Raw genomic sequence first — 13,438 nt, forward strand, 5'->3', positions numbered from 1 at the left:
GGTGGGGGGAGGCGGCGGCGGGCGTCGGCGGGGGCGGTGGAGGGGCCGGGGGTCCAGGGGGCCACCCAGGGCAGGTCGGCGGGCGGGGTGATGACGCCGTCCTCCAGGGCGGCGTAGCGGCCGGCGAGGATGCGCTTGGCGGCCGTCACGTCGATCGAGTCGGTGTTCTCCCACAGGGCGGTGAACAGGGCATCGACCCGGACCGTGGCCTGCCGACAGAACAGGTCCGCCAGTTCCAGGTTCTCCGGCCGGGTGTCGCGCTCGGCGCGGGCGCGTACGCAGACCGCGCTCATCGCGAACAGTTCCGCGCCGATGTCCACCACCCGACCGAGGAACGCCTGCTTGCGCTCCATCTTTCCCTGCCAGCGGGACATCGCGTAGAAGGTGGACCGGGCCAGCTTCCGACTGGCACGTTCCACGTATCGCAGATGACCGGCGAGCGGGCCGAACTCGCCGTACCCGGTGGGCTGCTGCCCCTTGCCGACCGCCAGGGTCGGCAGCCACCGCGCGTAGAACGCACCCGCCCGGGCACCGGCCTTCGCCTTGCGGGCGAGCCCGGCGTCGGGGTCGATGATGTCGCCCGCCACCGACAGGTGCGCGTCGACGGCCTCGCGGGCGATGAGCAGGTGCATGATCTCCGTCGAGCCCTCGAAGATCCGGTTGATCCGCAGGTCGCGGAGCATCTGCTCGACCGCGGCCGGACGTTCGCCCCGGGCGGCGAGCGAGTCGGCCGTCTCGTACCCCCGGCCGCCGCGGATCTGGATCAGTTCGTCGGCGATCCGCCAGGCCATCTCGCTGGCGTACAGCTTGACCAGCGCTGCCTCGATCCGGATGTCGTTGCGGTCGTCGTCGGCGAGCAGGCAGCAGAGGTCGAGCATGGTCTCCATGCCGTACGTGGTCGCGGCGATGAAGGAGAGCTTCTGGGCGACGGCCTCGTGCTCGCCCACCGGCCGGCCCCACTGAACCCGCTCCGCCGACCACTCCCGGGCCACGTTCAACGCCCACTTGCCGGCGCCGACGCACATCGCGGGCAGCGACAACCGGCCGGTGGTCAGCGTGCTCAGGGCGATTCGCAGCCCCTTGCCCTCACCACCGATGACGTTCTCCTTTGGTACGAAGACGTCGTGGAAGCGGGTGAGGCTGTTCTCCAGGCCGCGCAGGCCGAGGAAGGCGTTGCGCCGCTCGACCGTGATGCCCTCGGCGTCACCGTCGACCACGAAGGCGGTGATGCCGCCACGACGCCCGTCGGCCTTCGGTACCCGGGCCATCACCACGAGTTGGGTGGCCACGGTGCCGTTCGTGGCCCACAGTTTCACGCCGTTGATCCGGTAGCCGGTGCCGTCGGGGGTCGGCTCGGCGGTGGTCGCCAGGCGGGCCGGGTCGGAGCCCACGTCCGGCTCGGTGAGCAGGAACGCGGAGACCTCCCCGGCGGCCAGCCGGGGCAGGAAACGACGCTTCTGCTCCTCGCTGCCGAACATCTTCAACGGTTGCGGTACACCGATCGACTGGTGCGCCGACAGCAGCGCGCCGATCGCCGGGCTTACCGAGCCGGCCAGCATCAACGCCCGGCAGTAGTGCAGGTTGCTCAGGCCGAGCCCGCCGTACTCCCGGCCGATCTTCATGCCGAAGGCGCCCAGCCGGCCCAGTCCCTGGAACACCTCGTCGGGGATGCGTGCGTCGCGTTCGATCGCCGCGCCGTCGACCTCGCTGGCGACGTAGTCGCGGAGCCGGCCGAGGAACTCCTCGGCGCGGGCCTGTTCCTCCGGATCCGGTCGTGGCCACGGATCGATCAGGTCGAGTCGCAGCCGCCCCAGGAAGAGTTCCTTACCGAAGCTGGGCCGGTCCCAGGTGGTCTGGCGGGCCGCCTCGGCGACCTGACGCGCCTCCTTCTCGGATACCTGGCCGGTGGCGTCCGGAGTGGACGTCCGGGTCGCGGCCTCCGGCGACGGGTCGGCGTTACGGCTGTCGGTGGCTGACGGACGGTGATTCTCGGCGATGGCCACGGCAAACCCCCGGGCTCGATCCGGACAGTCGGACTGTTCCGCCTGCTCAGCAGGCTACCCGTGTTCGTTACCCAATGGTAGCCACGGATATCCGCGGCAGCGGCCGGCTCAGCCCTGGTTGAGGCCGCTCGGGTCCTCGTCGTCGTCGATGTCGTCCTCACCCCAGTTGCGACGGCCGAACGGCAGGAACATCCAGAAGGTCAGGAACCACAGGCCGGCGACGCCACTGAGCAGGAAGGCCACCGGTCGGGCGAGCACGAAGTCGGTGATCAGCAGCACCGAACTCACCATCGCGACGAGCATGAAGCCGAGACCGCCGCTGGCCATCCGGTGGGCGAAGCGCACCAGTTCGGGTTTACGCCCCTGCCGGAACAACGCCCGGTGGAAGGCCACCGGCGAAATGATCATCGCGGTGGCGCCGGCTGCGGCCAGCAGCGCGACGATGTAGACGTCCCGCTGAAACTGGGTGGTGTCGCCGAAACCGGCACTGAACGGCAGGGTCAGCAGGAAGGCGAAGAGGATCTGCACGCCGGTCTGCGCGACCCGCAATTCCTGTAGCAGGTCGGCGAAGTTGCGCTGCCACCGCTGCTTCTCGGTTTCCTTTGACACTGCGGACCTCCGGGGCTCCGCCGGCCCTCGCCGCCGGCGGTCACGCTGATGCCCCGCCGGGTGCGAACCGAAACCCGTTCAAGATTCCCGTGCCCGCTCTCCGCCCACTCAAACCGCCGGGCGCACCCGGGCCAGGATCGCCTCGGCCAGCGGCGTCGGCGCCTCGTCCGGGATCCAGTGGGTGATCCCGGCCAGTTCGACGAATCGGAAGTCACCGGTCACCTGCGCGGCACACGCCTGCGCGGCGACCCGCCCGATGGCGACGTCACCGTCGCTCCAGACGAACGTGGTGGGCACCGGCACCGGACCGGTCGCCGCCAAGTCCGCCTTCGACATCGCCCGGTACCAGTTCAGCGCGGCAGTCAGCGCGCCCGGCTCGCGCATCGGATCGGCGTACGTGGCCACCCGGGCGGCGTCGCCGACGCCACGCAGCAGCCGCCGCAGCCCGGCCGCACCGAGCGCCAGCAACGTCTTCTCGGCCACCCCCGGCCGCCGGAACAACAGCATGTACGCCGAGCGCGCCTTCTGCTGCGGGTCATGGGTCAGCGCGTACGCCATGGCGGCCGGATGCGGCACGGAGACCGTGGTCAGCGTCCGCACCCGGTCCGGGTGGGCCGCGGCCAGCGCCCATCCGACGACCGCACCCCAGTCGTGTCCGACGACGTGGGCGGCGGGCACCCCGAGGGCGTCCAGCACCGCAGCCGCGTCGGCGACAAGTTCCCCCAGCCGGTACGCCGCGACTTCGGCGGGCCGGGCCTGCGGCGAGTAGCCCCGCTGGTTGAGCGCGTAGCTGCGCAGACCGGCGGCGTGCAGGGCCGGCAGCACCCCGTCCCACTCGCCCGAGTGCTGCGGGAAACCGTGCAGCAGCAGCACCGGCTCGCCCTGCTCCGGACCGCCGGTGGCGACGTCGAACCGCAGACCCCGGGCCTCGATACGCATCCCGGCAGCCTACCGAGCACGCTGCACCGCGCCAGACGAGCGGCGCCGGGTGACCGGCGTCGGCCACCGCACCCCGGCCGAAACCGTAGGTATCGAACGAGGCCGGTCAGTCGTACGGGCGCTTGGGGACGGGCACCTGCCGCCAGGACTCGACCTCCAGATAGGGGATCTCGGCGTCGTTGACCGGATCCCGGCCGAGCCGGTCGCTGTAGCGGCCGGTCACCTCCACCCAGCTGTCGTCGGGCAGCCCGGCCGGTACGTCACCGGTCAACCCGAGCTTGACCGGGCGGCCGTCGGCGGCGCAGCAGGACAGCACCATCCGGGCCAGGATCGGCTGGCCGTCCGGGCCGGTGGCGATGAAGCCGGTGAGTTGCACCCGCCGGTCGCCGATCGACGTGCCCCGGTCGAACAGCGCCCGGGAGGCATAGTCCAGGACACTCACCTGCACCGGGTCGCCCTCGGGCAACGGCGGGTAGTCCGACTGCTGCTGACTGCTCAGGGCGGTGCCGGCCTGGCCCGCCGCGTACGACCCGAGGGCCGGCGGGGCGACCAGCAGCAGGCCGAGCACGGGCAGGATCAGCAGCCAACCGACCCGTGGCTCGTGGTGGGCGTGCCCGTGCCCGTCGTGCCCGGCGCCGGACCCGTCCGCCGGGCCGCCAGCACCGACGTCCGGGACGTCGACGCTGCCGCCGGCCGGGACACCGCCGTCGACGGCGGCACCGTCGCCACCGGCGGGAGCGCCGCCGGGATCGCCGGTCGGGGCCAGCGCGCGCGGGGCCGCGGGGCGAAGCTCGTACCAGAGGGTCATGATCGCCGCGGCGACCAGCAGCAGGCCGGCGGCGATCAGGAAGGGGCGCAGCCCTTCCTTGACGTAGCGCAGGTAGAGGTCGGTGACGCTGGCCCGGATCACCGCGCCGCCGAGCAGCAGCAGGATCACCGCCTGCGCCTGCCGGTTCACAGCAGCACCGCCCCGGCGCCGACGGCGACCAGCAGGGCCACCACGAAGGTGGTCGGTGCGAACCGGAAGGCGAAGCGTCGGCCGAACACACCGGCCTGCATCGAGATCAGCTTGAGATCGACCATCGGCCCCACCACCAGGAAGACCAGTCGGGACGTGAGCGAGAACTGGGACAGCGAGGCCGCGACGAAGGCGTCGGCCTCCGAGCAGAGCGAGAGCAGCACGGCGAGCAGCGCCAGCGCCAGGATCGACAACCACGGGTTGTCGGCCAGGGTCTGCAACCACCGCTCCGGCACCAGCACGTTGATGCTGGCGGCGGCCATCGCGCCGAGGACCAGGAAGCCACCGGCGTGCGTCACGTCGTGGCGGACGGCGGCCCAGAAGGCCCGGCCCCGGGAGGCGTCGTCCAGTTCCGGCCGGCGCGGCATCCGGATCCACTCGGTACGCCCGAGCCGCAACCAGAGCCACCCCATGATCATGGCGACGATCAGGCTGGCGACGCCCCGGGCGAGCACCATCTCGGGATTGTTCGGGAAGGCGACCGCGGTGGCGGTGAGCACGATCGGGTTGACCGCCGGGGCGGCGAGCAGGAACGCCAGTGCGGCGGCCGGCGTGACACCCCGCCGGATCAGTGACCCGGCGATCGGCACCGAGCCGCACTCGCAGCCCGGCAGCACGACCCCGGCCGCACTTGCCGCCGGCACCGCCAACGCCGGGTGCCGGGGCAGCGCCTTCGCCCAGAAGGATCGGGGTACGAACACCGCGATCACGGCGGAGAGCAGTACGCCGAAGACCAGGAACGGCACCGCCTGCACCATGATCGAGACGAAGACGGTGGTCCAGGTCTGGACGCGGGGATCGTCCAGGGCGGCGGCGATCGGCTCCCGAAAGATGATCAGGATGATCAGCAGCGCCGCCAGGATCTCCACCGAGCCGATCCGGTCGCCGAGCCAGCGCCGGGGCGGCTCGGCACCGGCGGGATCCGGGGGGCGGGTTCCGGTGTCGACGCCCCCGGCCGAGGCCCGGCCTCCCGGTTCGCCCGGCACGGCCCGGTCAGTGTCTGTGGTCACCCGTCACCCTTCGGCCGTGGCGGATCGGCGGACTGAGATTACCGTCCGGCGCTGGTGACGTCGATGGATGTCACAGATTCGGCCGGCCTCACCCGCGTACCCGGGCGACCGGACCAGCCGGACGCGAACACCCGTCGTGACCTGGGTGGATCACATTGCCGGTGGATCTTCCGTGGTGTTAGCGTCGGCGGGACAGACAACACCTCCGACAGGGGAGCGCACAGCGCTGAGAGTGCGGGTCCGCCCGCAGACCCTCCGTACCTGATCTGGGTAATGCCAGCGCAGGGAGTTCGGTCCACCTCCAGCCCGCCACCGTCCGGCGCCGCCGTACGGGGCGTGCGTCTTGCCTGGTTCGCATCTGGACTGGGAGCGATCATCGTGCAGACAACTGACAACAACCGCTGGCGCACCGTCGACATCGTGGTGGCGTCGGTGATCGCCGTCGCCTTCGGCGTCATCTTCTGGGCCTGGGGCGTGGTGTGGAGCGCCACCGAGGGCGCCTTCAGCTTCTTCCCCCCGGCACAGACGCTCATCTACGGAGTCTGGCTGGTGCCGGCCGTCCTCGGCGGCCTGGTCATCCGCAAGCCCGGTGCGTCGCTGTACTGCGAGCTGCTGGCGGCGATCATCTCGGCCCTGCTGGGCAGTCAGTGGGGCACCATCGTGCTGTTGCAGGGGCTGATGCAGGGTCTCGGCGCCGAGTTGGCGTTCGCCGCCTTCCGCTACCGCTCGTACCGGCTGCCGGCCGCCCTGCTGGCCGGCGCACTGACCGGCCTGAGCGCGGCGATCTTCGACTTCGTCTACTGGAACGCCGGCCGCGACATCGCCACCTACCGCCTCCCCTACGCCCTGCTCACCATCGTCAGCGCCACCGCAATCGCCGGTGTCGGCGCCCACGCCCTGACCCGCGCCCTCACCCGCACCGGCGTCCTCGACCGCTTCCCCGCCGCCCGCGACCGCCCCCTCATCTGACCGCGATCCATCCCGTTGATCATGAGGTTGGCGGCATTTCCGATCTTCAGACCTACCGTCAACCTCATGATCAACGAGAGAAAGGAGGGTGGGATGGGTGCGGGGGTGTGGGTACGGGGGTTCGGGTGGCGGCATGGCGGGCGGCGGGACTGGGCGCTGCGCGGGGTTGAGCTGCGGGTGGAGCGCGGGGAGAAGGTGCTGCTGCTCGGGGCGTCGGGAGCCGGCAAGAGCACGTTGCTGGCGGCGCTGGCCGGGCTGCTGCCCGAGGACTCCGGCGCGCAGGAGGGTGCCATCGAGATCGACGGCCGGCCGGCCGGCGAGGCCCGCGACGGGGTCGGCATCGTCTTCCAGGATCCGCAGTCCCAACTCGTGATGGCCCGCAGCGGCGACGACGTGGCGTTCGGGCTGGAGAACCGGGGCGTGCCGACCGGACAGATCTGGCACCGGGTGGACGAGGCACTGCACCGGGTCGGCTTCCCGTACCACCGGGACCGGCCCACCGCGGCACTGTCCGGCGGCGAACAGCAGCGCCTTGCCCTGGCCGGCGTACTGGCGTTGCGTCCCGGCCTGCTACTGCTGGACGAACCAACCGCCAACCTCGACCCGGCCGGTGCCGCCCTGATCCGCGCCGCGCTCGCCCGGGCGGTCGACGCCGACACCACCCTGATCCTGGTCGAACACCGGGTGGCCGAGGCGCTGCCCCTGGTCGACCGGGTGGTGGTGCTCGAACCCGGCGGCGGCGTGCGCGCCGACGGCCCGCCGGAGGCGGTCTTCGCCGCGCACGGCGACGCCCTCGCCGCCGAGGGGGTCTGGGTGCCCGGCCGCACGATCCCACCGCGCCGGGCCGCCGGTCCGGCCGGCGAGGTGCTGCTCACCGCCGAACGGCTCGGCCAGCCGCCCCGGCTCTCCCCCACCGACCTGACCGTACGCGCCGGTGAGGCGCTCGCCGTGCTCGGGCGCAACGGTGCCGGGAAGTCCACCCTGGCGCTGCTGCTCGGCGGGCTCCTCCGGCCGGGCACCGGGCAACTGACGGCGAGCCCGGAACTGGCCGGAGCGCACTCGCGGACCGCGCCACACCGTTGGCGGGCGCCGGCACTGACCCGCCGGATCGGGTCGGTGTTCCAGAATCCCGAACACCAGTTCGTCACCGGCACGGTCTTCGACGAACTGGCTCTGGGGCCGCGGCGGACCGGGGTGCCCGAGTCGACGGTCCACGACCGCGTGGCGGAGTTGCTGGGTCGGTTGCGGCTGGATCGACTCGCCGCCGCCAACCCGTACACCCTCTCCGGTGGCGAGGCGCGGCGGCTGAGCGTGGCGACCGCCCTGGCCACCGCGCCCCGCCTGCTGATCTGCGACGAACCCACCTTCGGCCAGGACCGGCGCACCTGGCGGGAACTTGTGGATCTTCTCGCCGACCTGCGCGACGCCGGGCACGGCCTGGTCACCGTCACCCACGACGCCGAGTTCGTGGCCGCGCTGGCCGACCGCACGCTGAGCCTTACGCCCCCCGACGGCGACCCGGAGTCGAGATGATCACCCTGGAGCCGATCGCCCGGCCGGGCGCGCCGCTGGCCCGGCGCAATCCGGTGGCCAAGCTGGCGGCGGCGATGCTCTTCGCGCTTCCGCTGATGACCACGCTGGACCCGGTCACCCCGGCCATCGCGATCGCCGTGGAGCTTGCGGTGCTGCCGCTGTTCGGAGTGCGCCTGGGGCTGTTGGCCCGACGGGCCTGGCCGCTGCTGGCCGCCGCCGGCGGCATCCTGGTCACGCTTGTGCTCTTCGCCGCCGACCGGTCGGGCCGCGTACTGCTCGACGCCGGGCCGATCGTGGTGACCTCGGGGGTGCTGGCCACCGCGCTCGGTCTGGTGCTGCGGCTGTTCGCGGTGGCGCTGCCCGGCGTGATCGTCTTCGCCACCACCGACCCGACAGACCTGGCCGACGCGCTGGTGCAGAACGCCAAGGCACCCGCCCGGTTCGCCATCGGCGCGCTGGCGGCGTTCCGGTTGGTACCCCTGCTCGGCCAGGAGTGGCAGATGATCACCATGGCCCGCCGGGCACGCGGCGTCGAGGCCGGACGTAGTCCGGTGGCCCGGCTGCGACTGTTCGTCTCGACGGCGTTCGCGCTGCTGGTCGGTGCGATCCGGCGGGGCACCCGGCTCGCCGTGGCGATGGACGCCCGGGGCTTCGACAGCGGCGTGCCGCGCACCTTCGCCCGCCGACAGCGCTTCGTGGCGGCCGACTGGCTGCTCGTCGCCGGCGCGGCGGCGACCGGCGGGGCCGCGCTCGCCGCCAGCGTGCTGCTCGGCACCTTCCGGCCGCTGATCGGCTGACCCGCACCACCACCGCCGACCCGACCGAAGCCACACATGCTCGGGATCGCATGTTCGCACGTTCGCCGCGAGGGTGACACGCGGCGTTCCCCCGCTGCGACCAGATTGGCCTGCGACGACTCCTCGATCAAACTGGAGCAGCAGATGGGCCACGGCCACGCGCACCATCACGATCACGGGCACGACGCCGCCACCGGCACCGACGTACCCCCGGCACTCGACCTGTCCATCCCCGACGGCGACCTGCCGCCGGCCGAGGTGAACCGGCGCGGTTTCCTGCGCAACGCCGGCCTGCTCGGTGCCGGTGCGGCCACCACCGTGCTGGCCGCCGGTACCCCGGCCGTGGCCGGTGGCCACGACCACGGTCACGGTCACGGGCCGGGTGGGGACCACGGCAGCACCGGCGGGTTCCACTGGCTGGCGGGTGACCACCACATCCACACCCAGTACAGCTCCGACGCCATGTACCGGGTGATCGACCAGGCCCGGCACGCCCGGGCGTACGACCTGGACTGGATGGTCGTGACCGACCACGGCAGCGCAACGCACGCGAAGATCGGCGTGGAGAAGGTCAACCCGGACATCGTCGCTGCCCGGTCCCGGCTCAAGGACCTGCTGATCTACCAGGGCCTGGAGTGGAACATCCCGGCGGCCGAGCACGCCACGGTCTTCGTGCACCCCGGACGCGACGAGGTCGCCGTGCTCAAGGAGTTCGAGAACTCCTTCGACGGCAGCGTCCGCAACGCCGGCGACAACACCCCGGCCAACGAGGCGCTGGCCATCGCCGGCATCAAGTTCCTCGGTGAGGCGGTCCGCAAGCGTCGCGTCGAGGGCGCGCTCTTCCTGGCCAACCACCCCGCCCGGCGGGGCATCGACTCGCCGCACGAGATCCGGGCCTGGCGCGACGCCGACCCGAGCGTCGCCATCGGGATGGAGGGCGCACCGGGCCACCAGGCCGCCGGCCTGCCACGGGACAGCGGCGGCCGGGCGCGCGGCTACTACGACAACAACCCGTCGCCCAACTCGTTCTCCGGCTACCCGCTGGAGAGCTACCGCACCTGGGGCGGGTTCGACTGGATGACCTCGACGGTCGGCGGGCTCTGGGACAGCCTGCTCGCCGAGGGCCGGGCCTGGTGGATCAGCGCCAACTCCGACTCGCACGTCAACTACCTGGACACCTCGCAGCGGGGCCCGGGCAGCGACTTCAACCTCAACGGCAGGTACGAGGACCCGGTCCACGGACCGGTGATCACCGACGCCGGTGACTACTGGCCGGGCCAGTACAGCCGTACCCACGTCGGGGCGAGCAGCTTCGGCTACCGGGCGGTCATGGACGGCCTGCGGGCCGGCCGGGTCTGGGTCGACCACGGCGGTCTGATCAAGGGGCTGGACGTGCGCGCCCGCGTCGCCGGTGACCGGCGGGCCAACTCCGGCACGCCGCTCGGCGGGGTGCTGCGGGTCCGGCGCGGCACCTCCGTCGAGGTGACCATCGACGTGGACCTGGCCGACATCCCGAACTGGTCGCAGTTCGTGCCGGTGCTCGCCCGCGTCGACGTGATCGCCGGGCGGGTGACCGGCCCGGTCGCCGACCAGGACAGCTTCACCGCCCCGAAGACGAAGGTGGTCAAGTCCTTCGAGGTGACCAGGCGAACCGGCCGGGTCTCCTTCAGCTACTCCTTCGGCCGGGTGGATCAGCCGTTCTACCTGCGGATCCGGGGTACCGACGGCAAGCGCAGCCAGCCCGGTCTGATGGGTGCGGCAGTCGACCCGTTCGGTCCCGCGTTGGACGTCGCCGGCGCCGCCAACCCGTGGGAGGACCTGTGGTTCTACGCGAACCCGATCTGGATTCTGCCGAGGTGATCGTCGGCCTCAGCCTGGGGCATCGCACCCTGCGGGAGGCCGACCACTGGCTCACCGAGCAGGTGACCGGGCTCGGTCCGGACCTGGTCGCCTGCACCCACCTGGTCGCCGAGCCGTACCCGCATGTGGCGCTGAGTGTGGCCGGCCCGGCGGCCGAGCGGCTCGCGGAGCTGGCGGCCACCCCGCCCGAACTGCGGGCCGCGGCGGCCCGGGCAGCCGGCGAACACGCCGCCCGCCGATCCGGCCGGGCGGTGCGTTTCCCGGGCGCAGAGCGGCTGGTCGGCGCCCTCACCGTCGGCGAGCTGCTCGCCGCCGGGGCGGTCGCGCGGGTGGTGGCGCTGGGTGGGGCACCGGTGACTCCGGACACGCTCGTGCACACCCGGGACTTCGTCCGGCCACAGTGGCAGGACGGCGAACTGGTCCTGGTCACCATGCCGCACCACGCGGGCGGTCTGGCCCCGTTCGAGGTGCCCGACCCCACGCCGTGCTGTGCCGGTCACTGAACTCCGGTGATCCTCCGACCGTGGCGCCCGGCACCGGCGCGACGCGGAAGGGCAGGGGCCGGGTGCGCGTACCGACGCGCGCCCGGCCCTCGCGGGGCTCAGCTACGTCGGAAGGCGTAGCGGCGGACCTGGCCGGTCCGTTGGCCGCGTCCGACAGCGGAGCTGCCGGCCGGCGGCGGACCCGCCTTCGGTGCTGGCCGTACGGCCGGCAGGGTGGGCACCGGCGCGATCGCGACGTCGTCCAGGTTCGCCGGTGTGAGGGCGGCGAGTTCGGCCGAGTGACGGTCGGGGCGGGATTTCCGGGAACTTCGCTTGGCGGGCATCTGTGCCTCCTCGCTCGGCCGGCGACCGGCTGAGGGTCGGTCGACCGCGTCGTGAGAACCGCCACCAGGGACGGTCGTGAACGGTTCGGACTGCTGCCCGGGACCGGCCACGGAGGACGCCACCGCCGACGACGGATGGCCACACGCGGACGCCCGGGAGCCCACGGGTCGCGGCACGGCGGCGGCGAACCCGGCTCGGTGAAGGGGCGTCAGTAGCGCATACCCGCACGCTATCGGGGCCGGTGACGTGGGCGCATCCGAATTTCACCACCGGTCCGCGAAGGGATCGTCGTGCGCTGGGCGACCACCTGATGACCAGCGGTGGGGGGACGGCGCACGGCGACCCGGTGCCGCGATACGGTCGCAGCACTACAGGTAGACGGCGGAAGGTGGCGACGAGGATGGCGGATCGGGCTACGGCGCAGATCGGTGTGACCGGGCTGGCGGTGATGGGCCGCAACCTGGCCCGCAACCTGGCCCGCAACGGATTCACCGTGGCGTTGCACAACCGCTCGCCGGAACGGACCCGGTCGCTGGTGGCGGAGCACGGCGACGAGGGCACCTTCGTCCCGACGGAGTCCCTGGCGGACTTCGTCGCCGCGCTGGAGCGCCCCCGCGCGGTGATCATCATGGTCAAGGCGGGCGGTCCCACCGACGCGGTGATCGACGAGCTGGTGCCGCTGCTGGAGGCGGGTGACATCATCATCGACTGCGGCAACGCGCACTTCGCCGACACCCGCCGCCGCGAGGAGGCGCTGCGGGCGCACGGCCTGCACTTCGTCGGCACCGGTGTCTCCGGTGGCGAGGAGGGCGCGCTGTGGGGGCCGAGCATCATGCCGGGCGGCTCGGCCGAGTCGTACCGCAAACTCGGACCGATCTTCGAGAAGATCGCCGCGCAGGTCGAGGGCGTGCCCTGCTGCCAGCACGTGGGGCCGGACGGCGCCGGGCACTTCGTCAAGATGGTCCACAACGGCATCGAGTACGCCGACATGCAGCTCATCGCCGAGGCGTACGACCTGCTGCGGGCCGGGCTGGGCGCGGAGCCGGCAGAGATCGCGCAGATCTTCCGGGAGTGGAACTCCGGCGAGTTGGAGTCGTTCCTGATCGAGATCACCGCCGACGTGCTGGCGCACACCGACGCGGCCACCGGCGAGCCGTTCGTGGACGTGGTGCAGGATCGGGCCGAGCAGAAGGGCACCGGCCGCTGGACCGTCCAGATCGCCCTTGATCTGGGCATCCCGATCACCGGCATCGCCGAGGCCACCTTCGCCCGGTCGCTGTCCGGGCATGTCGGTCAGCGCGAGGCCGCGCAGCGGGCCTTCACCGGTAGCGGCGAGAAGTGGCAGGTCAGCGACCGCGAGGCGTTCATCGAGGACGTACGCCGGGCGCTGCTGGCCTCGAAGATCGTCGCGTACGCCCAGGGCTTCGACCAGATCCGCGCCGGCAGCGCCGAGTACGACTGGGGCATCGACCTGGGCGGCACGGCGACCATCTGGCGCGGTGGCTGCATCATCCGGGCCCGCTTCCTGGACCGCATCCGGCAGGCGTACGACGAGCAGCCGGAGCTGCCCACCCTGCTGGTGGCACCGTGGTTCGCCGACACCGTGCGCGACGGCGTACCGAGCTGGCGTCGGGTGGTGGCGGAGGCGGCCCGGGCGGGCGTTCCGGCTCCGGCGTTCGCGTCGTCGTTGGCGTACTTCGACGCGCTGCGGGCGGACCGGCTGCCGGCCGCACTGATCCAGGGACTGCGCGACAACTTCGGGGCGCACACCTACCGCCGGGTCGACCGGGACGGCTCGTTCCACACTCTGTGGGCCACCCCCGACCGTGCCGAGGTCGAGGCCTGACCTCGACGCCGGCATCTCCCGATACAC

At 72.4% G+C, this 13,438-nt stretch carries 12 protein-coding genes and 1 riboswitch; of the genes, 6 read left to right on the forward strand and 6 right to left on the reverse strand.

The features are described from left to right. The 5 genes from KBX00_RS27740 to KBX00_RS27760 all read right to left on the reverse strand — a co-directional run. Nucleotides 1–2,003, reverse strand: a 2,003-nt coding sequence (locus KBX00_RS27740) for an acyl-CoA dehydrogenase family protein (protein WP_307869094.1), incomplete at its 3' end; no start/stop codon positions are given. A gap of 108 nt (nucleotides 2,004–2,111) precedes the next feature. Then, nucleotides 2,112–2,612, reverse strand: coding sequence for a DUF6328 family protein (locus KBX00_RS27745; RefSeq protein WP_210831008.1), 501 nt, complete (start codon nucleotides 2,610–2,612; stop codon nucleotides 2,112–2,114). Nucleotides 2,613–2,720: 108 nt separating this feature from the next. Further along, nucleotides 2,721–3,551 carry an alpha/beta fold hydrolase gene (locus KBX00_RS27750; RefSeq protein WP_210831009.1) on the reverse strand — a complete coding sequence of 277 codons (831 nt, stop codon included), beginning with the start codon at nucleotides 3,549–3,551 and terminating at the stop codon, nucleotides 2,721–2,723. Nucleotides 3,552–3,657: 106 nt separating this feature from the next. After that, the gene (locus KBX00_RS27755) at nucleotides 3,658–4,509 is read right to left on the reverse strand and encodes a TIGR03943 family protein (protein WP_210831010.1); all 852 of its coding nucleotides are present in this window, start codon (nucleotides 4,507–4,509) and stop codon (nucleotides 3,658–3,660) included. Further along, nucleotides 4,506–5,447 (reverse strand): permease, encoded by a 942-nt coding sequence (locus KBX00_RS27760; RefSeq protein ID WP_210831035.1) that lies wholly within the window; start codon nucleotides 5,445–5,447, stop codon nucleotides 4,506–4,508. The genes KBX00_RS27755 and KBX00_RS27760 overlap by 4 nt, the downstream gene beginning before the upstream one ends. Nucleotides 5,448–5,779: 332 nt before the next feature. Then, nucleotides 5,780–5,885, forward strand: a riboswitch (TPP riboswitch). 72 nt (nucleotides 5,886–5,957) lie between these two features. Between KBX00_RS27760 and KBX00_RS27765 the strand changes: the two genes are divergently transcribed. From KBX00_RS27765 to KBX00_RS27785, 5 genes are all read left to right on the forward strand, one after another. After that, nucleotides 5,958–6,548, forward strand: a complete 591-nt coding sequence (locus KBX00_RS27765) for an ECF transporter S component (protein ID WP_374225378.1) — start codon at nucleotides 5,958–5,960, stop codon at nucleotides 6,546–6,548. A gap of 66 nt (nucleotides 6,549–6,614) precedes the next feature. Continuing rightward, nucleotides 6,615–8,081, forward strand: coding sequence for an ABC transporter ATP-binding protein (locus KBX00_RS27770; RefSeq protein ID WP_374225379.1), 1,467 nt, complete (start codon nucleotides 6,615–6,617; stop codon nucleotides 8,079–8,081). Then, nucleotides 8,078–8,878 (forward strand): energy-coupling factor transporter transmembrane protein EcfT, encoded by an 801-nt coding sequence (locus KBX00_RS27775; protein ID WP_210831012.1) that lies wholly within the window; start codon nucleotides 8,078–8,080, stop codon nucleotides 8,876–8,878. Before KBX00_RS27770 ends, KBX00_RS27775 begins: the two co-directional genes overlap by 4 nt. A gap of 144 nt (nucleotides 8,879–9,022) precedes the next feature. Beyond that, nucleotides 9,023–10,738 (forward strand): PHP domain-containing protein, encoded by a 1,716-nt coding sequence (locus KBX00_RS27780; protein ID WP_210831013.1) that lies wholly within the window; start codon nucleotides 9,023–9,025, stop codon nucleotides 10,736–10,738. Further along, nucleotides 10,735–11,241 carry a hypothetical protein gene (locus tag KBX00_RS27785; RefSeq protein ID WP_307869095.1) on the forward strand — a complete coding sequence of 169 codons (507 nt, stop codon included), beginning with the start codon at nucleotides 10,735–10,737 and terminating at the stop codon, nucleotides 11,239–11,241. The genes KBX00_RS27780 and KBX00_RS27785 overlap by 4 nt, the downstream gene beginning before the upstream one ends. A gap of 98 nt (nucleotides 11,242–11,339) precedes the next feature. On the opposite strand, the gene KBX00_RS27790 is transcribed toward KBX00_RS27785, so the two are convergent. After that, the gene (locus KBX00_RS27790; protein WP_210831015.1) at nucleotides 11,340–11,564 is read right to left on the reverse strand and encodes a hypothetical protein; all 225 of its coding nucleotides are present in this window, start codon (nucleotides 11,562–11,564) and stop codon (nucleotides 11,340–11,342) included. A gap of 401 nt (nucleotides 11,565–11,965) precedes the next feature. Here KBX00_RS27790 and gndA point away from each other — a divergent pair, with 401 nt between their 5' ends. Next, on the forward strand, nucleotides 11,966–13,411 hold the full coding sequence (gene gndA, locus KBX00_RS27795) for an NADP-dependent phosphogluconate dehydrogenase (RefSeq protein ID WP_210831016.1): 1,446 nt from the start codon (nucleotides 11,966–11,968) through the stop codon (nucleotides 13,409–13,411). Nucleotides 13,412–13,438: the final 27 nt, after the last annotated feature.

Source organism: Micromonospora sp. C95, assembly GCF_018070465.1.
Lineage (GTDB): Bacteria > Actinomycetota > Actinomycetes > Mycobacteriales > Micromonosporaceae > Micromonospora.

Coding starts and splice junctions, on each gene's coding strand:
- gndA (WP_210831016.1), top strand. CDS start 11,966: ATGGCGGATCGGGCTACGGCGCAGATCGGTGTGACCGGGCTGGCGGTG.
- KBX00_RS27775 (WP_210831012.1), top strand. CDS start 8,078: ATGATCACCCTGGAGCCGATCGCCCGGCCGGGCGCGCCGCTGGCCCGG.
- KBX00_RS27770 (WP_374225379.1), top strand. CDS start 6,615: ATGATCAACGAGAGAAAGGAGGGTGGGATGGGTGCGGGGGTGTGGGTA.
- KBX00_RS27780 (WP_210831013.1), top strand. CDS start 9,023: ATGGGCCACGGCCACGCGCACCATCACGATCACGGGCACGACGCCGCC.
- KBX00_RS27790 (WP_210831015.1), bottom strand. CDS start 11,564: ATGCCCGCCAAGCGAAGTTCCCGGAAATCCCGCCCCGACCGTCACTCG.
- KBX00_RS27750 (WP_210831009.1), bottom strand. CDS start 3,551: ATGCGTATCGAGGCCCGGGGTCTGCGGTTCGACGTCGCCACCGGCGGT.